This window comes from Geodermatophilus sp. SYSU D00708 (assembly GCF_054050115.1).
This window is the reverse complement of sequence record NZ_JBJGYS010000013.1, coordinates 19851-44499: the sequence shown is the minus strand read 5'-3', so window position 1 is coordinate 44499 and position 24649 is coordinate 19851. Positions and strand designations below refer to the sequence as shown.

Here is a 24649-nt window from a genome sequence, read left to right as displayed (position 1 = left end):
TCAGGCCCGCTCCCGTTTGGTCAGGCCCGCTCGGCCCGGCCGGGGCGCAGCTCGTGCGGCAGCGCGAACACCAGTCGCTCCTCCGCGGCCTTGACCGTCTCGACGTCGGCGTAGCCGCGCTCGGCGAGCCAGTCGAGCACCTCGCTGACCAGCACCTCGGGCACCGACGCGCCGCTGGTGACGCCCACGGTGGCGACGCCGTCCAGCCAGGTGGGGTCGATCTCGGAGGCGAAGTCGACCAGGTGGGCCGCGCGGGCCCCGGCCTCCAGCGCGACCTCGACCAGCCGCACCGAGTTCGAGGAGTTGGTGGAGCCGACCACGACCACCAGGTCGCAGGAGGGCGCCATCTGCTTGACCGCCTGCTGCCGGTTCTGGGTGGCGTAGCAGATGTCGTCGCTCGGCGGGGACTGCAGCGTCGGGAACCGCTCCCGGAGCCGGTCGACGGTGCTGAGCGTCTCGTCGACCGACAGGGTGGTCTGCGACAGCCACACGACCTTGTCCGGGTCGCGCACCTGCACGGCGGCGACGTCGTCGGGGCCGTCGACCAGCTGGATGTGCCGGGGCGCCTCACCCGAGGTGCCCTCGACCTCCTCGTGACCGCGGTGGCCGATCAGCAGGATGTCGTAGTCGTCCTTCGCGAACCGCTTCGCCTCGGAGTGCACCTTGGTCACCAGCGGGCAGGTCGCGTCGATGGTCCGCAGCTGCCGCGCGGCGGCCTCCGCGTGCACCGCCGGGGAGACGCCGTGGGCGCTGAAGACGACGACCGCGCCCTCGGGCACCTCGTCGGTCTCGTCGACGAACACCGCGCCCCGGCGCTCGAGGGTCGCCACCACGTGCTTGTTGTGGACGATCTGCTTGCGGACGTAGACCGGCGCCCCGTGGATCTCCAGGGCCCGCTCGACCGCGACCACCGCCCGGTCCACGCCGGCGCAGTAGCCCCGGGGATCGGCCAGCAGGACGCGTCCGCGCTGATCAGCCATGGACCCATGGTAGGTGGGCAGCCCGTCCCGCCCCGGCGGCGCGAGGAGACGCCCGTCACCTCCTGCGCCCGACCGGGTGGCGTCGGTCGAGGTGAGGCTGCCATCCGCGCACGGCTGGGGCAGGCTTGGTGCATGTCGCGTGAGATCCCGCAGGCCATCCGAGCCGTCGCCGGCCTGGCCGCCACCGTCCTCGACGAGGCCCGCCGGCTGCCGCAGACGCTGCCGGCCCTGCCGGTCCGGGTGATCGGCCTGGCCATGCAGGCCACGATGAAGATCCAGCAGCACTACGCCGGCCTGGTGGCCCGGGGTGACGAGGTCTTCACGGGAGTGCGCGGCGAGGACGAGCCGGGCCTGGCCACCTTCGACGAGGACCTCCCGGCCACCTCGGGCAACGGGGTCCGGACGTCGGCCTTCGACCGCGCGGCCGAGACCGTCCCCGACGAGGAGCTCGCCGAGGAGGTCGCCCAGCTCATCGACGACGAGGTCTCCGGCCTGCCGCCGGAGCCGGCGCCCGAGGAGGTGGTCGAGGCGCTGCAGGACATCACCGACGAGGTCACGGCCGCGCAGCTGGACCTGGCCGAGCCCGGGCTGACTCCCGAGGACGCCCTCGAGACGGCGCTGCTGGAGGCCGACGGCGCCCCCGACAGCGCCCTCGTCGACGGTGGCACGACCGAGGGGTCGGTCGACACCGACCTCATCGCGGAGAGCCCCGCGCCGGTCAGCGAGGAGGCCCCGGAGTCCGCACCGGCCGAGCCGATCGCCGACCTCGACGCCGCGCCCACCGTCGAGACGGCCGACGTCGCGACCGACGTCGACGTGATCACCCCGGACGGCGAGATCGCCACGGTCGAGGCGACCGTCACCGACGAGGGCGTCGCCGCCCCGGAGACCGCCGAGGAGGCACCCGCGACCCCTGCCGGGACGACCGGGACAGCGACCGGGACCCCCGAGACGCTCGCCACAGAGGCGACCGAGACGGCCGAGGCGGCTGAGGCACCCGCCGCGGAGCCCGAGGCGCCCGCCGCGGAGCCGGAGGCCCCCGCGGACGCCACCGAGCAGGTGCTCGCCACCGACGAGGGCGGTACCACGGTCGCCGCGGCCACCGGCCACCGCACCGACGTCGAGGAGACCACGCCTGCCGAGGCCGACGAGGCCGCGGACACCGCCGGCGCCGCGGCGGCCGGGGCCGCGCCGGTCGAGGGCTACGACAACTTCACGATCGCCCAGCTGCGCGGCCGGCTGCGTGGCTACCAGCTGGCCACGGTGCAGGACCTGGTGGCCTACGAGGAGGCGACCCGCAACCGCGAGCCGTACCTGCGGATGCTGCGCAACCGCCTGGAGAAGCTCGAGCGGCAGGCGGTGGAGGCCAGCCCGCTGGCCCCGCGCGGCATGTGAGAGGCAGGACCCCGTCCTCCTCGCCGCTCGCGAGCTCGCGGCGACCCTCTGGGCGTGGCCACACGGGCCGTCGTCCCTGCCTGGCACCCTCGGGGGCATGACCGCGCCGTCGTCCCCCGAAGCCCCCTGGCCGGTCCGCACGGTGGCCCGCAAGGTCGCCGAGTGGATCGGGCGGCTCGGGGAGGTGTGGGTCGAGGGGCAGATCGCCCAGCTGTCCCGGCGCGGCGCGGCGACGGTCTTCCTCACCCTGCGCGACCCCGCCGCCGACCTGTCGGTGCCGGTCACCTGCGCCCGCGACGTCGCCGACCGGCCCGGGCTGGAGCTGACCGAGGGCGCCCGGGTCATCGTGCGGGCCCGGCCGGACTACTACATCGCCCGGGGCTCGTTCTCCCTGCGCGCCACGGAGATCCGCGCCGTCGGCCTCGGTGAGCTGCTGGCCCGCATCGAGCGGATCCGCCGGCTGCTCGCCGCCGAGGGCCTGTTCGACGCCGCCCGCAAGAGGCCGCTGCCCTTCGCCCCCGCCGTCGTCGGGGTGGTCACCGGCCGGGACAGCGCCGCCGAGCGGGACGTGCTGGTCACCGCGCGGCGCCGGTGGCCGGCCGTCCGCCTCGCCGTCCACCACAGCCTGGTGCAGGGGCCCAGCGCGGCCGCCTCGGTCATCGACGGGCTGCGCCGGCTGGACGCCGACCCCGCGGTCGAGGTCATCGTCATCGCCCGCGGCGGGGGCTCGGTGGAGGACCTGCTGCCCTTCTCCGACGAGGGTCTCGTGCGGGCGATCGCCGCCTGCCGCACGCCGGTGGTGACCGCCGTCGGGCACGAGACCGACACGACGCTGGTCGACCACGCCGCCGACGTCCGGGCGGCGACGCCCACCGACGCCGCACACCGGGTGGTCCCCGAGATCGGCGAGCAGCGGCGGCTGGTCGACGGGCTGCGCGCCCGGTCCCGGCACCTGCTGGCGACCCGGCTCGAGCAGCAGGAGCGGTGGCTGGAGAGCGTCCGCAGCCGTCCGGTGCTGGCCTCGCCCGACCGGCTGCTGCACGGCCGCGAGGAGGACGTCGCGCAACTGCGCACCCGGGCCCGGCGCACGCTCACCCACCGGCTGGAGGCCGCCGACCGCGACCTCGAGCACGCCCGCGCGCGGGTGGCGGCGCTGTCGCCGGCGGCGACGCTGCAGCGGGGCTACGCCGTCGTCCAGCGGGCCGACGGTTCACTGGTCCGCGACCCCGCCGAGGTGGCCGACGACGAGCGGCTGTCCGTGCGCGTGGCGGGTGGCCGGCTGCCGGTGCGCGTGGACAGGGAGGATGGGCGACCGTGAGCGGACAGGCGCGCAAGCACCGCAGCGCGGCACGAGCGAGGAGCGGAGCGCTCCGCGGAAGGGGACCGAGGACAGCGTGAGCGAGGCGACCGAGCAGCCGACGACGACCTACGAGCAGGCCCGCGAGGAGCTCGCCGACGTGGTGCGGCGGCTGGAGGCCGGCGGCCTGACGCTCGAGGAGTCGCTGACCCTCTGGGAGCGCGGCGAGCAGCTGGCCGAGCTGTGCCAGCACTGGCTCGACCGTGCCCGCGAGCGGCTGTCCGCGGCCGCCCCGGCCGACGGCGCCGACCGGGGCTGACGCCGGTCCGGGCTCAGCCGGCCGGGACCGGCTGCACCGCCGCGGCGACCTCCTGCAGCTCGTCGTCCTCCGCCGAGCCGGTGACCAGCACGGTGACCCCGCCGTCCGCGCGCCACAGCACCGTCTCCCCGCGCTCGGTGGTGGAGCGGGTCCACGACTGCCCGGCGAGGTCGACCGTCCCCTGCTCCTGGGCGCCGCCCAGTACCCGGGTGACCGGCTCGGCCCGGGCGTCGTCGCTGACGACGAAGCCGGCGTACTCCTCCGCCGGCGTCAGGTAACCGATCTCGAGGGTGACCGGGTCGCCGACGGCGGCCCCGCCGGCGTCGGTGCGCGCGCTGGTCGGGCGGTAGCCGTCCGCCAGCCCGGTCGGGGCCACCAGCGGGTAGTCGGCGCGCTCGGCGGCCAGCCGCACGCTGGTGCTGGGGTCGACGACGAGGACCCGCTCCTCGCCGGACTGCCGGAAGGTCACCCAGCCGACGATCAGCAGGCAGATCACGACCAGCGGCGCCAGCGACCGGACCATGTTCGCCGCACTCATCCGGTTGGCCCGCTCGATCGCGGGGGACGGGGCGGGTCGGTCTTCCGTGGGGCGCTCGGTCGTCGGGCGGGGTCCGGTCATCCCCCTAGGATGGCAGGACTGCTCCCCCATCCCGCCGCCCCGGCGCTCGTGGCCGCCTCCAGGGCGTCCGCGAGCCAGCGAGGGAACCAGGAGGGGGGACCGTCCACCTGGAGGTATGCGTGTCCCTGCCCCTGCCCGACGGCCCCACCAGCAGCGGGAGCACGTTCCTCGCCGACCGTCCCGCGCCCGACCGCAACCTCGCCCTGGAGCTCGTCCGGGTCACCGAGGCGGCGGCGATGGCCGCCGGCCGCTGGGTGGGCCGCGGCGACAAGAACGGCGGCGACGGGGCCGCGGTCGACGCGATGCGCGCGCTCATCGGCACGGTGAGCATGAAGGGCGTCGTCGTCATCGGCGAGGGCGAGAAGGACCAGGCACCGATGCTCTACAACGGCGAGCAGGTCGGCGACGGCAACGGCCCGGAGTGCGACGTCGCCGTCGACCCCATCGACGGCACGACGCTGATGGCCAAGGGCATGCCCAACGCGATCGCCGTCATGGCGGTGGCCGACCGCGGGGCGATGTACGACCCGTCGGCCGTCTTCTACATGGAGAAGATCGCCACCGGCCCGGCCGCGGCCGACGCCGTCGACATCACCGCCCCGGTCGCGGAGAACATCCGCCGGGTGGCCCGGGCCAAGCACTGCTCGGTCGAGGACGTCACCGTGTGCATCCTCGACCGCCCGCGGCACGAGCGGCTGGTGCACGAGGTCCGGGAGGCCGGCGCCCGCATCAAGTTCATCACCGACGGCGACGTCGCCGGGGCCATCGCCGCCGCCCGCGAGGGCACCGGCGTGGACCTGCTCATGGGCATCGGCGGCACGCCCGAGGGGATCATCGCGGCCTGCGCGCTCAAGTGCATGGGCGGCGCGCTGCAGGGCCGGCTGTGGCCCAAGGACGACGACGAGCGGCAGAAGGCGATCGACGCCGGCCACGACCTCGACCGGGTGCTGCAGATCGACGACCTCGTCCGCGGCGACGTGTTCTTCGTGGCGACCGGCATCACCGACGGCGAGCTGCTGCGCGGCGTCCAGTACCGGGCCGGGGGCTGCACCACGCAGTCGCTGGTGATGCGCTCCCGCTCGGGCACCATCCGCTCGATCGAGAGCCTGCACTCGCTGCAGAAGCTGCGCGCCTACTCCGCGGTGCCCTTCGACCGCGGCCCGCACGAGGACTGAAGAAGGACCCGTCCTCCCCACCCTTCGCAGGCTCAGGGTGGGGCCGGGGACGGGGCCGCGGGGCGTCGGGGAAGCCGGGGCCGGCCGGGGTCAGGGCAGGGGCGGTACGGGCGGCGGGGGCGGGAGGTGCCGCTGGGCGAGCCGGTCCATGATCGCCCGCCAGCGGCTCGGCGACTCCCCCGGGGCGAGGCTCCGCAGCCGCAGGTCACCGAAGACCGTCCGGGCGCGGACGACGACCCGCGGCGTCCCGGCCACCCGCGGTACCGGCGCCAGCTGCGTCCTCCGGTCGCCGAAGACGGTCCACCCGGAGATCTCGGCGTCCACCCCCTCGGCGACGATCACGTCGACGTCACCGAAGACCGTGCCGAGGACCAGGTCGATCCGGTCGGCGTCGGTGCGCACGTTGCGCAGGTCCAGCCGGATGTCGCCGAACACCGTGGAGGCCTGCCGCGGGACGTCGGCGGTGCCCTCGACCTGGACGTCGCCGAAGACCGAGGTCAGCGTCTCGGGCACGCGGGTGCCGACGATCTCGACCGGCGGCGGGGCGTCGGCGGGCAGGTCGGCCACCAACCGGTCGAGGTCGGCGGTGCTGACGGCGGCGTAGGCCCCCTCCACCCGCTCCCCGAACTCGTGCAGGTCGATCCGCCCCTCGCCGAGCGCCTTCTGCAGCCGGGTGACCACGGCCTCGCGGTCGGTGTCCGAGGCCCGCACGGGGGGCTGTCCTGGGTCGGGAGCGGCGTCCGGGATCACGGCCCGAACCTAACCGAGCGGCGGGCACCCCCGGGACGACGGCGGCCCCGCCTCGCCGTGCGTCCGGGACGAGCGCGGCCGTCGTCGGGGCGGGTCAGGCCGGGTAGAGCTCGACGCAGGAGGTGTCGGTCGGCTCGTTGCGGCCGCCGCAGGTGAGCCCGTACTCGCCGTAGGGCTGCAGCGACGGGTCACCGCCGACCGCGGCCAGCCGCAGGATGTCGCAATAGGCCACGATGCCCTGCTCGCAGCCGTCCGCGACGGCCTGGACGTCCTCGTCCGTCGTCCCGGTGGGCGCCGGGGTGGCCGGCGGCAGGTCGGCCGGTATGCCGCCGGGGACACCGCCGGCCCCGCCCGGGGCGTAGCGGTCCTGGCAGCCGCCGAAGACCGGCTCGTTGCGCCCGCCGCACGTCTCGCCGTAGCTCTCGTACTCGCTGCCGACGTCGCTGTCGGCGTACAGGGTGTCGCAGGCGGCCCAGTCCCCGGTGAAGCAGGCGTCGGCCAGGCCGTCGAGCACCGGGTCGTCGCCGAGCGTGCCCGGCGGCTGCCCCGGCGGCGCTTCCTGCGCCCCACCGGAGGAGGGCTGCGGGGCGGAGGGCCCCTCCGACGCGGACGGGGCCTCCTCGGAGGGCTCGGTGGAGGACGGCGGGGTCTGGGACGCCGGGGTGTCGGTGGCGCTCGGCGCCGTGCCGGGGTCGTCGCCCCGGAGCAGGAAGAACAGCCCGACCGCGACGGCGGCGAGCACGACCACACCGGTGACGACCAGGGCGACCACCTTGGTCCGCCTGCCGGCTCCGGGGCGGCGGCCGGAGCCCGGTCCGCCGGGGCTCCCCGGGCCGCCGTGGCCCGGTGGACCGTAGGGGGGCTGGCCGTACGGCGGCTGACCGTAGGGCGGCTGGCCGTAGGGCGGGGGCTGACCGTAGGCCGACGGCTGACCCCAGCCGGGATGCTGGCCGTACTGGGACGGCGGGCCGTAGGGCGATTGGCCGTAGCCGGGCGGCTGCCCGTACGGCGGCGGCACGCCGTACCCGGGCGGCGGGGCGCCGTACGGGGGCTGCCCCTGCTGCGGCGACTGACCGTAGGAGGGCTGCTGGCCGTAGCGAGGCTGTTGGCCGTAGGGCGGCTGCTGGCCGAACCATGACTGATCGAGCCGGCGGGTGTCCTGGCGCTCCCCGGCCGTCGGCGGCGGGCCCAGTTGCTGCGTCGTGTCGTCCGGCCCGCCGGGGACGCCCGGCTGTGCGGCGTCGTCCGGCCGGCCGGGCCGGCCCCGGTCCCGTGGACCGATCTCCCGGGTGGACTCGTCGGGCCGGTCGCCTGACGGGCCCTGGCCGCCCTGCGGCGGGTACGGCGGCTGGGACATGCTCGGGAGGCTCCTCGGTCCGGGTACCGGACGTCGGCATGGTAGGGGTCCCCCACTGCCACGACCAGGACCGTCGGCCCGGCGCTGACCGGCTTCCCGGCGGCCCGGGTCACGGCCCGCGCCGGAGCGGTCCTGAGGCGGCCCTCAGCGGCATCTAGGGTCGGCGCAGCACTGGTCACCACACACCACACCGGGAGCGCAGCGTGGTCGCACAGCAGGACGGCACGGACTACCGCGTCGAGCACGACTCGATGGGCGAGGTACGGGTCCCCGGGTGGGCGAAGTGGCGGGCGCAGACGCAGCGCGCCGTCGAGAACTTCCCCATCTCCGGCACGCCCCTCGAGCGCGAACTCATCGCCGCCCTGGCCGCGATCAAGGGCGCGGCCGCGGAGGTCAACGCCTCGCTCGGCGTGCTGCCGAAGGAGACCGCCGAGGCCATCGGCACCGCCGCCGCCGCCGTCGCCCGCGGCGAGTGGGACGAGCACTTCCCCATCGACGTCTTCCAGACCGGTTCCGGGACGTCGAGCAACATGAACACCAACGAGGTCCTCGCCTCGCTGGCCACCGAGTCCCTCGGCTCGGCGGTGCACCCGAATGACCACGTCAACGCCTCGCAGTCGTCCAACGACGTCTTCCCCTCGGCGATCCACGTCGCCGCGACCAAGGCGATCGTCCGCGACCTCATCCCCGCGCTGCGGCACCTCGAGGCCTCCCTGGCCCGCAAGGAGGAGGAGTTCGCCGAGGTCGTCAAGAGCGGCCGCACCCACCTGATGGACGCCACCCCCGTCACCCTCGGCCAGGAGTTCGGCGGCTACGCGGCAGCGATCCGCTACGGCGTCGAGCGGCTCGAGGCCTCCCTGCCGCGGATCGGCGAGCTGCCGCTGGGCGGCACCGCCGTCGGCACCGGCATCAACACCCCGCCCGGGTTCGCCGCCGCGATCATCGAGCGGCTCGCCGCCGACCTGGACCTGCCGCTGACCGAGGCGCGCAACCACTTCGAGGCGCAGAGCTCCCGGGACGCCCTGGTGGAGGCGTCGGGCCAGTTCAAGACGATCGCGGTCGGCCTGGTGAAGATCGCCAACGACCTGCGCTGGATGGGCTCGGGGCCGCGCACCGGCCTGGGCGAGATCTTCCTGCCCGACCTGCAGCCGGGCAGCTCGATCATGCCGGGCAAGGTCAACCCGGTGATCCCGGAGGCGACGATCCAGGTGGCCGCCCAGGTCATCGGCAACGACGCCGCGGTGACCTTCGCCGGCTCCACCGGCAACTTCGAGCTCAACGTGACGCTGCCGCTGATGGCGCGCAACGTGCTCGAGTCGATCCGGCTGCTGGCCAACGTCAGTCGGCTGCTGGCCGACCGCTGCGTCGACGGCATCACCGCCAACGTCGACCGCTGCCGGGAGCTGGCCGAGTCCTCCCCCTCGATCGTCACGCCGCTGAACAAGTACATCGGCTACGAGGAGGCGGCAAAGGTCGCCAAGCAGTCGCTGGCCGAGCAGAAGACGATCCGCCAGGTCGTCGTCGAGCGCGGCTACGTCGAGCAGGGCAAGCTCACCGAGGCCCAGCTCGACGAGGCCCTCGACGTCCTCTCGATGACCCACCCGTGACCGGGGGCCGGTGGGACCGGACCGGACGGTCCCGTCCCACCGGCCGGGCACGTCCCGGGACGCCCGTGGCGGGTGTGGCGGGCTGCCCGCGCGTCGGCCGCCGGCCTCCGGAGCGGGACGGCCGGCGTTGGCACACTCCGATACGTGACAGTCACGGACCGAAGTGAGCTGGAGCGGCTGGAGTCCATCGCCGAGGACAGCTGGTACGCCGCCGGCCCGATGCCGACCAGCCTGCGGTACCTCACGGGCGTGTTCCGCCGGCACTGGCGCGGTGAGCGGTGCCTGGAGCTCGGGCCGGCCGAGGGGCTGATGACCGAACAGCTCGCCGAGGCCTTCCCCCGCCTCACCCTGGTCGACGGGTCCAGCGCCTTCTGCCGCGACCTCGCCGCCCGGTTCCCCGCGGCCACCGTCGTCCACGCGCTCTTCGAGGAGTACGCCCCGGAGGGGCAGTTCGACACCGTCGTCCTCGGCCACGTGCTCGAGCACGTCGTCGACCCGGTCGGGCTCCTCGCGCGGGTGCGGCAGTGGCTCGCCCCGGGTGGCGTGGCGCTGGCCGCGGTCCCGAACTCGCACAGCCTGCACCGGCAGGCCGCGGTCCTCATGGGTCTGCTGCCCACCGAGGACGCGCTCAACGAGACCGACCTGCACCACGGGCACCGCCGGGTGTACGACCTGCCCGGCCTGCAGGCCGACTTCGCGGCCGCGGGCTGGACCGTCACCGCGACCGGGGGCTACTGGCTCAAGACGCTGTCCAACGCGCAGACCGCCGAGCAGTGGACCCAGGAGATGCTCGACGCCTACATGCAGCTCGGGGAGCGCTACCCCGAGTCCGCCGCGGAGATCTATGTTGTCGCCGAGCCCTGAGATCGTCCTGGAGGACTCGCTCCGCCGGGTCGAGTGGCAACCGGTCGTCCTGAGCGAGACGCCGCGGCGGCTGGACCTGCTGTCGCTGGCCGCCTCCTGGCCGACGCGCGAGCTGCGCGTCCGGGTGCACCGGAACACCGCCGTCGAGTACGTCGTCTCGCTGCTCCCGCCGTTCCTGGCCTACGCGGGCCTGTCCGCCACCGTCGAGTACAGCGACTACGACGACTCGCTCAGCACCGTGGGCTCCGGGGACGCGCGCGCGGACGTCGAGGTGGTCTGGCTCGACTTCGAGCGCTACGCGGGCACCGATCCGGCCAAGCTCGCGGACTGGCTGCGGGAGCGGCTGGCCGCCCTGCGGGCGCGGACGGTCGCGCCGGTGCTGGTCGCGGACTGGCCCGGGACCAGCACCGCCGCCGCGGCGTTCAACCGGCAGCTGGAGCGGTGGCGCCAGGACGTCCCGGGGCTGGCCGTCGCCGACCTCTCCGCGATCGCCGAGCGCGTCGGTCCGGGCTTCGTCGACCTCCGGGGCAGGGACGTCGCCGGCACCCGGATGAGCGCCGGCGCCGCCGTCCTCGCCGCGCAGCGGATGGGCCTGCGCTGGCTGCCCGCGCTGGTCGCGCCGCGCCTCAAGGCCCTGGCCGTGGACCTGGACATGACCCTGTACCAGGGCGTGCTGGGCGAGGACGGGCCGGCCGGCGTGGTCCTCACCGACGGACACCGGGCCCTGCAGCAGCGGCTGCGCGACCTCGCCGACGACGGCGTGCTGCTGGCGCTGGTCTCGCGGAACGAACCGGCCGACGTCGAGGCCCTGTTCGCCACCCGCACCGACTTCCCGCTCCGGCTCCAGGACTTCTCCGCGCGGGCCATCGGGTGGGGCCCCAAGAGCGGCGGGGTCGCCGCCGCGGCGGGCGCCCTGCGGATCTCCCCCGAGGCGGCGGTCTTCGTCGACGACAACGTCGGGGAGCTGGCCGAGGTCGCCGCGGGCGTGCCCGTCGGCGGACTGCTGCACGCCGCCGACCCCGGGGCGACGGCCACGGCGCTGGCCCTCTTCCCCGGGCTGCACGGCCACCCCCGGACCGACGAGGACGCGTTGCGGGCCGCCGACCTGGCCGCCGCGACCGAACGCGTGCGGCCGTCCGGTGGCGACAGGGACGCCTACCTGCGGTCCCTGCGGGTGCGCCTCCGGCTCGCCCTGGACGACCCCGGTCAGGTCGCCCGGATGGCCGCGCTGGCGGCGAAGACCAACCAGTTCAACACCGCGCTGCGTCGGACGGCCCCCGCGGAGTTCGGCTCCTGGCTGGCCGGCGGCGACGTCCACGTCGTCACGGCCGCGCTGGGTGACCGGCTCTCCGACAGCGGCGTCGTCGCCGTCGTCGCCGGACGCCGCGGCGCGGGTGACCGCCTCCTCGTCGAGGAGCTCTGCATCAGCTGCCGGGCGCTCGGGCGGGACGTCGAGGACGTCCTGCTGGCCGCCGCCCTCGGCCGGCTGATGGAGGCGACCGGCACCGGGTCCGCGGCGGTGGTCTACACGCCCGGTCCCCGCAACGAACCCGCGCGCGCCTGGCTCGAGGAGCACAGCAGCACACCCGTGGACGCGCCCGGCGAGGTCTCCCTCCCGTGGGACCCGGCCGCGTGCCGCGCTCTCGTCAGCGGCTCCCCCGTCGCTGTGACCTGGGAAGGACAGGAATGACCCGCCACGACGTCGAGGCACGCGTCAACCACGTGCTCTCGCTGGTCCTGAAGCTGCCGAGCCCGCCCGAGGCGCCGCTCGTGCGGACCGAGGTCCCGGAGTGGGACTCGCTGAGCCACATCGAGATCATCTACGCCGTCGAGGAGAGCCTCGGGATCACCTTCTCCGAGGAGGAGATGGCAGCGCTGGACGGCTCGGCCGCGATCGTGACGGCGGCGGAGCGGCACCTTGCGGCATGACCTCCGGCTGGAGGGGCCGGCGTTCCGGCTGAGACCGGTCGAGCTCTCCGACGCCGCCGAGATCCTGCGGCTGCGCAGCGACCCGAGCCGGTCCCGCTTCATCCACACCACGGCGCCCTCGGTCGAGGCGCAGGAGCGGTGGCTGACCGACTACTTCGCGCGCGACGGCGACCTCTACTGGGCCGTCGAGCGGCACGACGGCGACGTCGAGGGCTTCGTCGGCATCTACGACATCGACGGCCCGACGGCCGAGTGGGGTCGCTGGGTGCTGCGCACCGGCTCCCTGGCGGCACCGGAGAGCGCCTGGCTGGTCCACGAGGCGGGCTTCACGCTGCTGGCCCTGGACACTCTGGTCACCCGCACGCTGGTGGAGAACCGTCCGGTCGTCGCGTTCCACGCCCGCTACGGAGCCGAGGTCGTGCGCACCATCCCCGGCTACGCCCGGATCTCCGACGAGGTGCACGACGCGGTCGAGGCCCGCATGACCGCGCAGCGGTGGGCGACCGCCGGCCCGCGCCTGATGACCATGGCCGAGCGGGCCGCCGGCCTGCTCCGCCGGACGGCGCCCCGCCTGCACGAGGTCTGACCGTGCGCCGTGCCGCGCCCGGTGGTCAGCGCTGCAGCAGCTCGACCAGGCCCCGGCTGCGGAGCATGGCGAAGGCCACCGGGCGGCCGTCGAAGGCGACGGCGGGCGCGGGCGCGGACACCACGCGGTGACCGGCGCTGCGCAGCCGGGCCAGCGCGCCGTCCAGGTCGTCGGTCTCGTAGCAGACGTGGTACATCCGCACACCGCGGTCCAGCCAGGCGATGACCGGCGACCGGTCGTCGAGCGGCTCCAGGAGCTCGACCCGGAACGCGCCGAGGACCTGGAAGGAGCCCCGGATCCGCTGGTGCCGGTCGACGAAGACCGGTCCCTCCGGCGCGTAGCCGAGCTCGGCGTGCGCGGCCGCCTCCGCTGCGAGGTCGCGGCAGGCCAGCCCGACGTGGTGGAACGACAGCCCGGCCAGCGGTGCGGGACCCGTCGCCCCGGCGTCCTCGTCCCCCACCCGTAGCTCCCTCACCGGCCGGCTCCCGTCCCCCGTCGTCCGTGCCGGTAATCCTGCCCCCTGCCGATGGAGAAGCTGTGACGTCCCTGTTCGACACCCGCCACGACCGGCGCACGCGCCTCCCGGGTCGCCGGGCGACCGACTGGAACCCGCCGCGGGAGGGCAACGGGGCCGGTTGCCGGATCGTCGACCTGCCGCGGGTGACCGACCCCCGGGGCAACCTGACCTTCCTCGAGGGCGGCTCCCAGGTGCCCTTCGACATCGCCCGCGTCTACTACCTGTACGACGTCCCGGGCGGGGAGTCGCGCGGCGGGCACGCCCACCGGGAACTCGAGCAGCTGATCATCGCCGCGGCCGGCAGCTTCGACGTCGTCGTCGACGACGGCACCGAGACCGCGCGCTTCCACCTGAACCGCTCCTACTACGGCCTCTACCTCCCCCGCCTGACCTGGCGCGAGCTGGGCAACTTCTCCAGCGGCAGCGTCTGCCTCGTCCTGGCGTCCCAGCGGTACAGCGAGGACGACTACTACCGCGACTACGACGAGTTCCTCGCCGCCCGTCGACTGGCCGACGGGGGCGGGCGGTGACCGGGGCGCTCACCCGCCGGACGGTGCCGTTCCTGGACCTGCGCGCCCTCCACGACGAGCTGCAGGCCGAGCTGGACGACGCGGCGCTGCGCGTGCTGCGCAGCGAGCGCGTGCTCCTCGGCCCCGAGCTGGACGCCTTCGAACAGCGGTGGGCCGGGTACGTGGGCGCCGCGCACGCCGTCGGCGTGGGCAGCGGCCTGGACGCGCTCACCCTCGGGCTGCGCGCCCTCGGCGTCGGTCCGGGGGACGAGGTCCTGGTCCCGTCGCACACGTTCGTCGCCACGTGGCTGGCCGTCGTCCACGCCGGGGCGGCGCCCGTGCCGGTGGACGTCGACCCCGTCACCGGCGCGTGGGAGGCCGACGCGGTCGAGGCGGCGATCGGCCCCCGCACGCGGGCCCTCCTCCCCGTGCACCTCTACGGCCACCCCGTGGACCTCGACCCACTGCTGGTGGTGGCCGAACGGCACGGGCTGGCGGTCCTGGACGACGCCGCCCAGGCGCACGGCGCCCGCCACCGGGGGCGCCGGGTCGGGGCGCTGACCTCCGCCACGGCGTGGAGCTTCTACCCCGGCAAGAACCTCGGCGCGGTTGGCGACGGCGGTGCGGTCACGACGTCGGACCCCGGCGTCGCCCACCGCCTGCGGTCCCTGCGCAACTACGGCTCGACGGAGAAGTACGTCAACGACGAGGTCGGCTGGAACAGCCGGCTCGACGAGCTCCAGGCCGCGTTCCTGTCGGTGAAGCTGTCCCGGCTGGAGGAGTTCAACGCCCGGCGGGCGCACGTGGCGCGGCGGTACGACGACGGCCTGTCCGGAACGGAGCTGGTCCTGCCGTCGACCGCGCCGTGGGCCACCCCGGTCTGGCACCTGTACGTCGTCCGGACACCGGAGCGCGACGCGCTGCGTGCCCATCTCGCCGAGGCGGGCGTCGAGAGCGGGGTCCACTACCCCGTTCCCCCGCACCGGCAGCCGGCCTTCGCCGGGACCCCGCTCGCCCGGTCCTCCCTGCCGGCCGCGGACACGCTGGCCCGCGAGGTGCTCAGCCTGCCGATGGGGCCGCACCTGTCCGAGGCGGACCAGGACCACGTGATCGACGCCGTCAGGTCGTTCCGCCCCTGACTGGCGCCGGGACGGACCCGTTCCACCTGACGGGTCCCCTGCCGATATCAGCAGGAGAAGGCGGCAGGGCGTCCGCCGATGCCGCCGTGCCGACAGGAGGCAGACCACGATGCACCGAGCTCCATCCGGGGCCCTCGCCCGCCTGCGCGAGAACCGCGAGCGGTACCTCCAGGCCGTCCGGGTCGTCCGTCACCGAGCGGAGGACGCTGATCTGGAGGGGGTCCTGCGGAGCGCCACCCTGGCCGCCAACTTCGCCTGGCGGGCACCCATCGGGATGCTCAACGACCCGGAGCTGGAGCAACTCGTCGTCCGGTCGGTGGGCGGCGGAGCAGGCCGGACGCAGGTCGACGGGAGCCGGACGACCGGCCGGGTGCTGCACGTGCTGTCGGAGGCCTACGAGCTCGGTGGGCACACGCGGCTCGCATGGCGGTGGATCGCCCGCGACCCCCGACGCAGCGACGTCGCCCTTACCAACCAGCAGACTCCGCTGCCGGAAGGGCTGCAGTCGGCTGTGACCGCGGCCGGCGGCCGGATCCACGACCTGCGCAGTGAGTTCCCCCAGCTCGCCGCTCGGACCGCCGAGCTGCGGGCGTTGATGGCCGACGCCGACGTCGTCGTCTACCACGTGCACCCGTACGACGCCGTGGCGTTGGCGGCGGCGAACCTGCCCGGAACGCGGCCGCCAGTGGTCTACGAGAACCACGCCGACTTCGGCTTCTGGCTGGGACTGGGCTGCACCGACGTCGTCAGCGACTTCCTCGCCCGGGGTCAGGAGTGGTCCCGCGCGTTGCGCGGCATCCGCGCCGACCGCCTCGCGTTGCTGCCCCTCCCGGTGGACGAGGTGTCCCCGGCCATCCCGGCCGCTGAGGTCCGCCGCCGCCTGGGCGCGCGGCCCGACGACGTGGTCGCGCTCTCGGTCTCTTCCGCGGCCAAGATGACACCGGTCTGGGGCCAGGGCTTCGACGGGCTGCTCGCCCAGGTCCTGGCCGCTCACCCCCGGCTCAAGGTGGTCCTGGCGGGAGTCGCGCCGACAGGGCCCTGGGTGCCCCTGGTACGCCGCTTCCCCGGGCGGCTGGCCCTCCTCGGACCCGTCGCGGACCCCTACTCCCTGTACGCCGCCGCCGACATCTACCTCGAGTCCTACCCCGTGCCGGCCGGGACGTCAGTGCTCGAGGCCGCCGTGGCGGGGCTGCCGGTCCTGAGCCTGCGGGATCTCACCGAACGGCACGGTCTCGCGCAGATGTTCCACGCCGACTCCCCCGGTCTGGCCGAGATCTCCCATGCCGTCGCCACCGAGGACGACTACCTGAGCCGGCTCCGTAAGCTGATCCGAGACCCGGCGCTGCGCTCGCAGCGTGGCGCGGCGGCGCGGGAGGCGGTGCTGGCGGCGCACGCCGGGACCGGCTGGGCGTCCGCGCTGGAGGAGCTGTACCGGCGGGCGCGCGCTGCGGTCGCGGCGGACCTCGACGAGTACCCGGAACCGATCGTCGACCTGGACTACGGGGCGATGCTGCTCGGGTTCGTCGCGCAGGCGGGTCCGGCGCCGGAACTGGTCGAGATGGGGACGACGCTCGGACCGCAACTGGACGACCGTCTGGTCTGCGACCTGTTCGTGGCGAGCAACCAGGACAGCGGGTCCACCTTCTCTGTCCGTGTCAGCCCTGGTTGGGAGGACCGACCCGACTGGACCAGGCGGCTGCTCGCGCTCGCCGCGCGGCATCCGCGCCTCGCGGTCAGCCTGCCCTTCACGGCGGGGGACGACGCGTCCGGCTCGCGGAGCGTGGCGCACGTGACGCAGCTGCTCTCACTGAACGGCAACACCACCGAGGACTGCGGCAGCGTCAGCCTGGACGCCCGTGCGCCCTCCTTCCCCGGCCTGTGTGCGACGGGAGAGCTCCCGCTGACGCTCGACGCCCTGGACAGGGTCGAGGCCGTGGTGTCGTCGCCCCTGTGGGACACCGCGGCCGAGGAGGCGCTCCGCGTGGCCGCCGTCGCTCCGGCCACCTGACGCCGGCACCGGCCCAGAATTCGGTGGCCGCCGTGCCGCCAGGAACGAGAAGGCAGTAGCGTCCGGGGTTGATGAGCGAGACAGCGAGCGCACCCGCCGGCACCGCCGACGTATCCCTGCGCTATCCCGGTGGAGAACTGCCCCTGCGCGTGGTCCCGGCCACGGAAGGGGCCGACGGAATCGACACAGGCAAGCTGTTGTCGACGACCGGAACGGTCGCCCTCGACATCGGCTTCGTCAACACCGCGTCCTGCACGTCGGCCATCACCTACATCGACGGCGACGCCGGTGTCCTGCGGTACCGCGGGTACCCCATCGACCAGCTCGCCGAGAAGGCCAGCTTCATCGAGGTCAGCTACCTGCTGATCTACGGGGAGCTGCCCACGGCCGAGCAGCTGGCCGACTTCGACTCCCGGATGCGGCGGCACACCCTGCTGCACGAGGACCTCAAGCAGTTCTTCAAGGGCTTCCCCCGCGACGCGCACCCGATGCCGGTGCTCTCCTCGGCGGTCAGCGCCCTGTCGACCTTCTACCAGGACTCGCTGGACCCGTTCGACGACGAGCAGGTCGAGATCTCCACGCTGCGGCTGCTGGCCAAGCTGCCCACGATCGCCGCGTACGCCTACAAGAAGTCGGTCGGCCAGCCGTTCCTCTACCCGGACAACTCCCTGGGCCTGGTGGAGAACTTCCTCCGGATGACCTTCGGCTTCCCCGCGGAGCCCTACGAGGTCGACCCGGACATGGCCAAGGCGCTGGACATGCTGTTCGTCCTGCACGCCGACCACGAGCAGAACTGCTCGACCTCGACCGTGCGGCTGGTGGGCTCCTCGCAGGCCAACCTGTTCGCGTCGGTCTCGGCCGGCATCAACGCCCTCTTCGGGCCGCTGCACGGCGGCGCCAACCAGTCGGTGCTGGAGATGCTCGAGGCCATCCAGCGCGACGGCGGGGACGTCGACCGGTTCGTCGAGCGGGTCAAGAAGAAGGAGCCCGGCGTCAAGCTGATGGGCTTCGGACACCGGGTCTACAAGAACTACGACCCGCGCGCGGCGATCGTGAAGAAGACCGCCGACAACGTGCTGGCCAAGATGGGCGGCAACAACGAGTTGCTCGACCTGGCGCAGCGGCTGGAGGAGATCGCGCTCAGCGACGACTACTTCATCCAGCGCAAGCTCTACCCGAACGTCGACTTCTACACCGGGCTGATCTACCGGGCGATGGGCTTCCCGACCCGGATGTTCACCGTCCTGTTCGCGCTGGGCCGGCTGCCCGGCTGGATCGCCCAGTGGCGCGAGATGATCGCCGACCCGGCGACCAAGATCGGCCGGCCCCGGCAGGTCTACACCGGGGAGAAGGAGCGGTCGTTCGTGGAGATCGCCGACCGCTGAACCGGCCCTGCTGCAGGGTCCCGCCGCGAGCTTGCGAGCGGTGGGGGGCAGGAGGGTCCTTCCGCCGAGGTCCCGTCGTCCGCCCGGACGGCGGGACCTCGGCGTCTGCGCACCCGCTCTGCCAGCATGAACGACGCCTCGCCGCTGCCCCCGGGAAGGAGTCCCATGGCCTCGTCCGACGACGACCTGGTCCTCCCGCCGGTGCCGCTCGCCACCGGCGGCGTGGTCCGCCTCGACGGCGCCGACCGGCGGGTCGCCTCCGTCGAGCTCGTCGTCTCCACCGAGGACGGCGGACAGCTGCGCATCCCCCTCGAACACCACCACGGCGCCTGGTGGCCGCCGCAGGACCCGACCCCCGGCACCGACTGACGCGTACGCCGAACGGGTGTCACCACTGATCCACCCTCCCCCGGAGGGGTGAGGCCGTCCCCCGGCCCTCTCCGGCGCCACCCCCGCTCCGTCGATACGACGGCCGAGAGCTCCGCACGCCGCGGAGCGGCCGCGTACGACGAGACCGCCCGGGGGACCCACAGTGCCTGCACCACGCACGAAGGCGTCCCGCCCGGGCACGGCCCGCGCGACCACGGCCCGGGAGAGCACGGCCCGGGAGAGCACGGCCCGTCAGGCGGCCGTCCGCGAGGCCGCGCTGCGCCAGACCGCGCTCCGCCAGGCCGCCCTCCGCCAGACCGGCACCGCCGCGGCGCCCGCGAAGGCCGGCTCGCCGTCCCGCGGTGCCGCCCGGCGACCGGTTCCCCGGGCCGGGATCACGGCCCGGCCGCCGCTCACCGCCCAGGAGGCCGCGGCCCTGCGTGCGGCGCTCGCCGCCCGCACCGCCGGCACCGCCTCCGGGACACCCGCTCCGGGCACCCACCCGGCCCTCCGTCCCGGCGCGACGGCGGCCCGTCGTCCCGGTCCGTCCGCGGCTCGCCGTCCCGCCGCCGGCTCTGCGGCCCGTCGGAAGGCCGCCGGCACGCGCCCGCGTCGCCGCCGGACCCCGGTGGACCGGCGCCGCTGGTCGACCCGCGTCGCCCTGGCCGCCCTGGGGCTCGTGCTCCCCGTGCTGGCCGGGCTCCTCGCGCCCGGCACCCAGCCGGCCGGCACCGCGGCGGAGCCCGCCGACACCGCGGGCCTCGCCCTGGCCGCCCAGGGGTCCATGCTCGACAGTGCCGACCGCTACCGGAGCCTCCAGCAGACCCTGGCCGACCGGCGGGCCGAGCTGGACCGCGCCCGGGAGGCCGAGGACACCGCGCGGGAGCACCTGGCGACCGCGCAGGCCGCCGTCGGTGCGCGCGCCGCCACCCTCTACCGGGCCTCGGCCGAGCAGCGTGCGCCGCTGCTCGGCCTCAGCGCGGACCGCCCCGCGGCGACCTCCGACGTCCTGTACGCGCAGGGCGTCGCCGACCTCGACCAGCGCGACCTGGCGACCACCGTGGCCCGGGCCGACCGCGCTGCGGCCGACGTCGCCGTGGCCGTGGACCGGGTGACCACCGCCGAGGCCGCCGTCGCCGCCGTCTCGGGGCAGGCCACCGCCGTCCTCGACGGGCTCCGGAGCACCGTGGCCGGGCTGGGCACGGACGTCGTCGCGGCGCTCGCCGGCCTGGGCACCGGCCCGGCGACCGGCGCCCAGCAGGAGACCAACCAGCGGGCCCTGCGCCGGTGGCAGGACTACCTCGCACAGCTGTCCGGCGCCGGGATCGAGCCGCCCTCGGCAGCCGACCTGGCCGACCCGGCGGCCCTCCCGGCGGGCCTCTCCCCCGCCCTGGACGGCTCCGGCCGGCCGGTCCCGGGGGTCGCGTGGGCGGTCGTGGGCAACCAGCCGGTGACCGTGCTGCCGGCCGAGACCATCGCAGCGGTGAGCAGCGCCCTGGCCCAGGTGGGCGAGCCCTACGTGCCCGGCGTCGCCGGTCCCGACGCCTACGACTGCGGCGGGCTGGCGTCCGGCGCCTGGCTGCTCGCCGGGTACGCGCTGCCGTCCTGGCCGGCCGACCAGTGGGCGGCCGGCGCGGCGGTGCCCCTCACGGAGCTCCAGGTGGGCGACCTCGTCTTCGCCGACGGCGGCACCGACGTCGGCATCTACCTCGGCGCGGGCCAGGTCGTCGCGGCCTCCGCGGCCGGGTACCAGGTCGGCGTCCGGACCATGTCCGACGTGACCGGGGCGGTGCGGGTCACCCTGCCGGCGCCCGCACAGCCGAACGGCCTCCTGCCCACCGGGACCGCCGGCCGGGGCGCGTGCGGCGCTCCCCCGGCGCCGGCGGGTGGTGCCAGCCCGGCGTGGGGCGGGTGGTCCAACGGGCTGATCCCGTCGGGTGCGCTGTGCTCGATCGCCCGGGGCCACGCGCTGCGCTGCGACGCCGCCGCCGGCTACGCGGCGCTGGCCGACGCCTTCGCGGCCGCCTTCGACCGCCCGCTGTGCATCACCGACAGCTACCGTTCCCTGGCCGTCCAGGAGACCGCGTTCCGGGTCAAGCCGGAGCTGGCGGCGGTGCCCGGCACGTCCAACCACGGGTGGGGCCTGGCCGTCGACCTGTGCGGCGGCATCAACGTCGCCGGGACCCCCCAGTCGGCCTGGATGGCCGCCCACGCCGAGCGGTTCGGGTTCATCCAGCCCGACTGGGCCCGGCCGGGCGGCGAGAAGCCCGAGCCCTGGCACTGGGAGTTCGGCCACCTGGCCTGAACGCCCCCGCTGCAGGGCCCCGCCGCGAGCTCAGGAGCGGTCGGTCGGCCCCGCTGCAGGGCCCCGCCGCGAGCTTGCGAGGGGTGGGGGGCAGCGGGGTCCTTCAGAGCCAGCGAAGGGTGGCGAGCTGGCGCCAGGGCAGGCGCACGCACGCCTCGCCGGTCTCGCCGGCCAGCCGGGCGGCGACGGCGGCCCCGGCACAGGCGACGGGGGAACCCGGCGTGACGACGACGTGGACGTCGTCCGCCTCGAGGCCCGCCGCCGCGATGCGGTGCAGCAGGGACTCCGGCGCGGCCAGGAGTGCGGAGGCGAACAGCGGCACCTCGGGGTGTGACCACAGCGCCACGGGCCCCTCGACGCGCAGCACGCCCTCGACCGCGGCGGCACGGCCGGCCGCGGCGCGACGGACGCGCTCGACGGTGCGCCGGTCGGCGCCGGGCGACGGGGTCCAGGGCAGCGCCGAGCGACCGCGACGGACGGCGACCCGCCAGCCGACGGCGGTCTGCCTGCGGTCGGTCCAGTCCAGGACGGCCACGCCGGCCTCCGCCGCGACGGTGTCGGGCACCGGGCGGGTGTCCAGCCAGGCGACGAGGGCGGCGGCGACCGCCTCGGGCCCGCCGCCCACGCGGGCGTCGGTCAGGTCCTCGGCGAGGTCCCGCAGCGGCACGCGCAGCCGCCGTTCGGCCTCCTCGACCACGAGCAGCGGCCCGTCGACGCGGTCGTCGACGACGGCCAGGCGCAGGTGCGCCGTGGCCAGTGCCGGGACCACCTCGTCGGCGGCGCGGCGCAGGTCGGCGACGGTCACCGGCGCGGGCCGCAGCCGGGCGAGCAGGCCGGACCCGCCGAAGGAGCCCGGGGTCACGCGCGTCCCCGGCCGAGCGCGCGCGCCAGCGGCGCCGGCAGCCCGGGGAGTCCCAGCACGCTGGCCAGTTCGCGCGCCGACAGGCGGACGGGCAGCACGTCGGCCGCCCAGCCGGTCACCCGGCGCACGCGGGCGGCGGTGTCCGGCCAGACCGCGTCGCGCGCCGCGGCGACGTGCAGCTCGGTGAGCACGTCGGCCAGGTGGACCGCGGCGACCGGGTGCACGGAGGCGTCGTCGATCGCGGTCCGGACCACCTCGGCCAGCAGCTCCCGGTCGGCGCCGGTCAGCCAGTGCGGCACGAGGACGTCGGGCACCGGCTCCCCGGCGGCGAGGGCGCTCACCGGGCGCCGTCCCGGGCCGGCACGGTCCCGCTCGCTCGGCGGTTCCCCGTGCAGCTGCTCACGGAGGACTTATCGGCAGGCGCGCACCGCAATCGACCCGTGTGCCGGCCATTTCGGCCCAACGGAACGAGTCAGTCCGCGAGCTCGGCCAGCCGGTGCTTGAGCGCCTTCTCCACCCGGTCGGCGTGCACGTTCATGTTGCGCACCGAGGTCCCCAGGTCGGCCGACAGCTGCGTCTTCGTCCGGCCGCCCCACGTGGTGAGGTACCAGGTCGCCCAGCCCAGCACGTTCGGCTGGCCGGCGCGCTGATCGGGCCGCGCGGTCGGGTCCGGCGCGCAGGCGGCGGTCAGCGCGTGCGACAGCATCGTCTGCTCGGCCTCACCCATGATCTCGTCGGGCGCCTCGTGCGCGTCCGGCAGCATGATCTCCGCGGCGTCGGGACCGCCGTCGAGGGTCTGCAGGTTGCGCAGCCCGTTGAGCGTCGCCACGGTCTGGGAGTTGCGCCGCAGGGTCGCCACGCTCTGCCCCATGTACGCGGCCAGCTCCTTCTCGCTGGGCTTGCGCTGGTTCTCGGCGAGGAAGGCCGCGATCGCCTTCTGCTGCTTGTTCTCCGTGTCCGCCGCGGTCCGGCCGTGCGCGTTGCGCCCCAGGTCGTGCACCCACTTGGACAGCTGCGTGGCCAGGAACGCGCCGAAGGGCACGCCCTTGGTCTCGTCGTACTGGCCGACGGCCTTGAGGATCCACTCGCTCACCTGCTGGGTGAGGTCGTCGGGGTCGGGCAGGTGCAGCCGGATCGTGCTCATGTTGCGCTGCAGCCGCTTGAGGCTGACCGGCAGGTAGTGCCGGCACAGCTCGTCGAGGTAGGCCGGCGGCAGGTCCCGCGGGGCGCGCCGGCGGACGTCGGTCTCCGCGCGCAGCCCCACCGTGGTGCAGCCGCGGCCGGCGCACCAGGCGCGCACCCAGTCGGCGAGCACCTGCGCGGTGCCGCAGGCGCCGTCCACCCGGTACAGGCCCTCGCCCTCGTCGTAGCTGACCGTCACGCCCTCGGGGAGCTCCCGGCGGAACTCGGCGATCGGCACCTCGCGGTCGACCCGGAAGTGCACCCGGTCGCGGGGGGTGATCGGGGCGAGGGCCCAGCCCTCGGCCTCCGGGATGCCGCCGAACACCAGCGGTGCGCGGAGGCGCGCGGCGGTCGGGTCGGTGGGGACGTCGATGGTGGTGCGGTGGTTCACCGGGACTCCTGGGCGACTGTGGGGAAGACAGGCGACAGCACCGTCCAGAGGCTCACCGCGGGCCTGCGAGCCTCAGGACGGCGTCCTTCTCTACGCCGGGATGCGCTCGGCCGCGGCGGGCTGCCGGGGCGCGGGGACGACGGCCTCGCCGCCGGTGGACCCGTCGAGCCGGGCCATGAGGTCGGCGGCCGCGGCGCGCTCGGTCTCGCTCGGCTCCACGGTGTAGACCGGCATGTGGTCGTACAGCGTCGTGAAGACCTCGCTGACGAAGGCGTAGGCGGCCTGGGCCTGCGGCGAGAACCGGGCGACCGCGGCGCGCGGGCCGAGCTCCACGCCGACGGTGACGCGGACGACGCGGTCGTCCTTGCTCAGCCCGGTGAGGGAGAACGACACCGAGGGGTGCTCGCCGGCCAGCTCGGCCAGTGCGGCCAGGCACCGCCGCGTCGAGCCACGGCGCGGCCGCAGCTGGACGTGGACGACCACGGTGTCGGCGTCGAGGCCGAAGCCGTCCGTCGTCGGGACGTCCGCGCCGGACCCGTTGACTGCGCTCTGTTGCATGCTGATTGCCCCCTGTGACGTGCTTGGGGCAACTCTCGCGCATCGGGTGCGCGGCAAGGGCACAACACTCGCTGTGCCGAACGCGATTGTCAGGCCATGTCTTCGGCAGGTCTTGCCCGTGTCGCGCCCTGGCCAGAGGGCGCCGATGAGGTCGTCGGCAGGATCCGCCAAGCAGGAGGGGGCGGATCCCGGTCAGTTCTGCTCAGCCCGCGGCGTCCTCCGTGACCGGCTCGTGACCTGCGGCCTGACCGGCGGGGGCCGCCGAATCCTGGGCCGGGGCCGCCGCGGGGGCGAAGGCGGCCAGTGCGCCCAGCGTGTCGGCGGTGACCTGCGCCGCCAGGAGGTTGGCCTCGGCGATCTGCCGGTACACCTCCTCGCGGTGGATGGTCACCTCCCGGGGGGCCTTGAACCCCAGTCGGACGGTGCCGCCCCGGACCTCGACGACATGGACCTCGATGTCGTCGCCGATGCGGATCGTCTCGCCGACGCTGCGGGTGAGTGTGAGCACGTGTACCCCTCCATGGGTGTGTGGTGGCCGTCCGTGGC

The 24649-nt window shown here is 75.1% G+C and carries 25 protein-coding genes; 15 read left to right on the top strand and 10 right to left on the bottom strand.

The window, feature by feature from the left end:
* Window positions 1-20 precede the first annotated feature (20 nt).
* Window positions 21-980, bottom strand: coding sequence for a 4-hydroxy-3-methylbut-2-enyl diphosphate reductase (locus ACI79D_RS12615; protein ID WP_456918760.1), 960 nt, complete (start codon window positions 978-980; stop codon window positions 21-23).
* A 132-nt stretch (window positions 981-1112) separates the two neighbouring features.
* On the opposite strand from ACI79D_RS12615, the gene ACI79D_RS12610 reads away from it, so the two are divergent.
* The 3 genes from ACI79D_RS12610 to ACI79D_RS12600 all read left to right on the top strand — a co-directional run bounded on the left by ACI79D_RS12610 (window position 1113) and on the right by ACI79D_RS12600 (window position 3991).
* Complete coding sequence (locus ACI79D_RS12610; protein WP_456918759.1) at window positions 1113-2375, top strand: hypothetical protein; 1263 nt, start codon at window positions 1113-1115, stop codon at window positions 2373-2375.
* A gap of 97 nt (window positions 2376-2472) precedes the next feature.
* Window positions 2473-3693: an exodeoxyribonuclease VII large subunit gene (gene xseA / locus ACI79D_RS12605; RefSeq protein WP_456918758.1), complete on the top strand. Its 1221-nt coding sequence runs from the start codon at window positions 2473-2475 to the stop codon at window positions 3691-3693.
* A 76-nt stretch (window positions 3694-3769) separates the two neighbouring features.
* A complete protein-coding gene (locus tag ACI79D_RS12600) occupies window positions 3770-3991 on the top strand; it encodes an exodeoxyribonuclease VII small subunit (RefSeq protein WP_456918757.1) in 222 nt (73 codons plus the stop codon).
* Window positions 3992-4004: 13 nt separating this feature from the next.
* On the opposite strand, the gene ACI79D_RS12595 is transcribed toward ACI79D_RS12600, so the two are convergent.
* Window positions 4005-4610, bottom strand: coding sequence for a DUF4245 domain-containing protein (locus ACI79D_RS12595; protein WP_456918756.1), 606 nt, complete (start codon window positions 4608-4610; stop codon window positions 4005-4007).
* A 119-nt stretch (window positions 4611-4729) separates the two neighbouring features.
* Between ACI79D_RS12595 and glpX the strand changes: the two genes are divergently transcribed.
* Window positions 4730-5785: a class II fructose-bisphosphatase gene (gene glpX, locus ACI79D_RS12590; RefSeq protein ID WP_456918755.1), complete on the top strand. Its 1056-nt coding sequence runs from the start codon at window positions 4730-4732 to the stop codon at window positions 5783-5785.
* Window positions 5786-5875: 90 nt separating this feature from the next.
* On the opposite strand, the gene ACI79D_RS12585 is transcribed toward glpX, so the two are convergent.
* On the bottom strand, window positions 5876-6496 hold the full coding sequence (locus ACI79D_RS12585) for a DUF1707 domain-containing protein (RefSeq protein ID WP_456918754.1): 621 nt from the start codon (window positions 6494-6496) through the stop codon (window positions 5876-5878).
* Window positions 6497-6629: 133 nt separating this feature from the next.
* Window positions 6630-7892, bottom strand: coding sequence for a hypothetical protein (locus ACI79D_RS12580; RefSeq protein WP_456918753.1), 1263 nt, complete (start codon window positions 7890-7892; stop codon window positions 6630-6632).
* 203 nt (window positions 7893-8095) lie between these two features.
* On the opposite strand from ACI79D_RS12580, the gene ACI79D_RS12575 reads away from it, so the two are divergent.
* The 5 genes from ACI79D_RS12575 (at window position 8096) to ACI79D_RS12555 (ending at window position 12878) form a co-directional block, all read left to right on the top strand.
* A complete protein-coding gene (locus tag ACI79D_RS12575) occupies window positions 8096-9499 on the top strand; it encodes a class II fumarate hydratase (RefSeq protein WP_456918752.1) in 1404 nt (467 codons plus the stop codon).
* A 144-nt stretch (window positions 9500-9643) separates the two neighbouring features.
* Window positions 9644-10363 (top strand): class I SAM-dependent methyltransferase, encoded by a 720-nt coding sequence (locus tag ACI79D_RS12570; RefSeq protein ID WP_456918751.1) that lies wholly within the window; start codon window positions 9644-9646, stop codon window positions 10361-10363.
* Window positions 10344-12053 carry an HAD-IIIC family phosphatase gene (locus tag ACI79D_RS12565; RefSeq protein ID WP_456918750.1) on the top strand — a complete coding sequence of 570 codons (1710 nt, stop codon included), beginning with the start codon at window positions 10344-10346 and terminating at the stop codon, window positions 12051-12053. The genes ACI79D_RS12570 and ACI79D_RS12565 overlap by 20 nt, the downstream gene beginning before the upstream one ends.
* A complete protein-coding gene (locus tag ACI79D_RS12560; protein WP_456918749.1) occupies window positions 12050-12292 on the top strand; it encodes an acyl carrier protein in 243 nt (80 codons plus the stop codon). The genes ACI79D_RS12565 and ACI79D_RS12560 overlap by 4 nt, the downstream gene beginning before the upstream one ends.
* Window positions 12282-12878, top strand: a complete 597-nt coding sequence (locus tag ACI79D_RS12555; protein ID WP_456918748.1) for a GNAT family N-acetyltransferase — start codon at window positions 12282-12284, stop codon at window positions 12876-12878. The genes ACI79D_RS12560 and ACI79D_RS12555 overlap by 11 nt, the downstream gene beginning before the upstream one ends.
* A 25-nt stretch (window positions 12879-12903) precedes the next feature.
* On the opposite strand, the gene ACI79D_RS12550 is transcribed toward ACI79D_RS12555, so the two are convergent.
* Window positions 12904-13353 (bottom strand): VOC family protein, encoded by a 450-nt coding sequence (locus tag ACI79D_RS12550; protein WP_456918747.1) that lies wholly within the window; start codon window positions 13351-13353, stop codon window positions 12904-12906.
* Window positions 13354-13415: 62 nt separating this feature from the next.
* On the opposite strand from ACI79D_RS12550, the gene ACI79D_RS12545 reads away from it, so the two are divergent.
* From ACI79D_RS12545 to ACI79D_RS12520, 6 genes are all read left to right on the top strand, one after another.
* Complete coding sequence (locus ACI79D_RS12545) at window positions 13416-13925, top strand: sugar 3,4-ketoisomerase (protein WP_456918746.1); 510 nt, start codon at window positions 13416-13418, stop codon at window positions 13923-13925.
* Window positions 13922-15043 (top strand): DegT/DnrJ/EryC1/StrS family aminotransferase, encoded by a 1122-nt coding sequence (locus ACI79D_RS12540; protein ID WP_456918745.1) that lies wholly within the window; start codon window positions 13922-13924, stop codon window positions 15041-15043. The genes ACI79D_RS12545 and ACI79D_RS12540 overlap by 4 nt, the downstream gene beginning before the upstream one ends.
* Window positions 15044-15152: 109 nt before the next feature.
* Window positions 15153-17051: a glycosyltransferase family protein gene (locus ACI79D_RS12535; protein WP_456918744.1), complete on the top strand. Its 1899-nt coding sequence runs from the start codon at window positions 15153-15155 to the stop codon at window positions 17049-17051.
* A 71-nt stretch (window positions 17052-17122) separates the two neighbouring features.
* On the top strand, window positions 17123-18436 hold the full coding sequence (locus tag ACI79D_RS12530) for a citrate synthase (protein ID WP_456918743.1): 1314 nt from the start codon (window positions 17123-17125) through the stop codon (window positions 18434-18436).
* A 165-nt stretch (window positions 18437-18601) separates the two neighbouring features.
* Entirely contained in the window at window positions 18602-18805 is a 204-nt protein-coding gene (locus tag ACI79D_RS12525) for a hypothetical protein (RefSeq protein WP_456918742.1), read from the top strand.
* Between the two features lie 163 nt (window positions 18806-18968).
* Window positions 18969-21110 carry an NlpC/P60 family protein gene (locus tag ACI79D_RS12520; RefSeq protein WP_456918741.1) on the top strand — a complete coding sequence of 714 codons (2142 nt, stop codon included), beginning with the start codon at window positions 18969-18971 and terminating at the stop codon, window positions 21108-21110.
* Window positions 21111-21213: 103 nt separating this feature from the next.
* Here ACI79D_RS12520 and ACI79D_RS12515 read toward each other — a convergent pair whose 3' ends face one another.
* The 5 genes from ACI79D_RS12515 to csrA all read right to left on the bottom strand — a co-directional run bounded on the left by ACI79D_RS12515 (window position 21214) and on the right by csrA (window position 24611).
* The gene (locus ACI79D_RS12515) at window positions 21214-21972 is read right to left on the bottom strand and encodes a hypothetical protein (protein WP_456918740.1); all 759 of its coding nucleotides are present in this window, start codon (window positions 21970-21972) and stop codon (window positions 21214-21216) included.
* Window positions 21969-22313: a hypothetical protein gene (locus tag ACI79D_RS12510; RefSeq protein ID WP_456918739.1), complete on the bottom strand. Its 345-nt coding sequence runs from the start codon at window positions 22311-22313 to the stop codon at window positions 21969-21971. The genes ACI79D_RS12515 and ACI79D_RS12510 overlap by 4 nt, the downstream gene beginning before the upstream one ends.
* Window positions 22314-22444: 131 nt before the next feature.
* Window positions 22445-23545, bottom strand: a complete 1101-nt coding sequence (locus ACI79D_RS12505; RefSeq protein WP_456918738.1) for a flagellar biosynthesis protein FliA — start codon at window positions 23543-23545, stop codon at window positions 22445-22447.
* A 90-nt stretch (window positions 23546-23635) separates the two neighbouring features.
* On the bottom strand, window positions 23636-24103 hold the full coding sequence (locus ACI79D_RS12500) for a hypothetical protein (protein ID WP_456918737.1): 468 nt from the start codon (window positions 24101-24103) through the stop codon (window positions 23636-23638).
* A gap of 202 nt (window positions 24104-24305) precedes the next feature.
* A complete protein-coding gene (csrA, locus tag ACI79D_RS12495) occupies window positions 24306-24611 on the bottom strand; it encodes a carbon storage regulator CsrA (RefSeq protein ID WP_456918736.1) in 306 nt (101 codons plus the stop codon).
* Window positions 24612-24649: the final 38 nt, after the last annotated feature.

Bases quoted from the DNA above. Each gene is read 5' to 3' on its own strand.
- ACI79D_RS12615 (WP_456918760.1), bottom strand. From the start codon at position 980: ATGGCTGATCAGCGCGGACGCGTCCTGCTGGCCGATCCCCGGGGCTAC.
- ACI79D_RS12610 (WP_456918759.1), top strand. From the start codon at position 1,113: ATGTCGCGTGAGATCCCGCAGGCCATCCGAGCCGTCGCCGGCCTGGCC.
- xseA (WP_456918758.1), top strand. From the start codon at position 2,473: ATGACCGCGCCGTCGTCCCCCGAAGCCCCCTGGCCGGTCCGCACGGTG.
- ACI79D_RS12595 (WP_456918756.1), bottom strand. From the start codon at position 4,610: ATGACCGGACCCCGCCCGACGACCGAGCGCCCCACGGAAGACCGACCC.
- ACI79D_RS12580 (WP_456918753.1), bottom strand. From the start codon at position 7,892: ATGTCCCAGCCGCCGTACCCGCCGCAGGGCGGCCAGGGCCCGTCAGGC.
- ACI79D_RS12565 (WP_456918750.1), top strand. From the start codon at position 10,344: ATGTTGTCGCCGAGCCCTGAGATCGTCCTGGAGGACTCGCTCCGCCGG.
- ACI79D_RS12560 (WP_456918749.1), top strand. From the start codon at position 12,050: ATGACCCGCCACGACGTCGAGGCACGCGTCAACCACGTGCTCTCGCTG.
- ACI79D_RS12535 (WP_456918744.1), top strand. From the start codon at position 15,153: ATGCACCGAGCTCCATCCGGGGCCCTCGCCCGCCTGCGCGAGAACCGC.
- ACI79D_RS12530 (WP_456918743.1), top strand. From the start codon at position 17,123: ATGAGCGAGACAGCGAGCGCACCCGCCGGCACCGCCGACGTATCCCTG.
- ACI79D_RS12525 (WP_456918742.1), top strand. From the start codon at position 18,602: ATGGCCTCGTCCGACGACGACCTGGTCCTCCCGCCGGTGCCGCTCGCC.
- ACI79D_RS12500 (WP_456918737.1), bottom strand. From the start codon at position 24,103: ATGCAACAGAGCGCAGTCAACGGGTCCGGCGCGGACGTCCCGACGACG.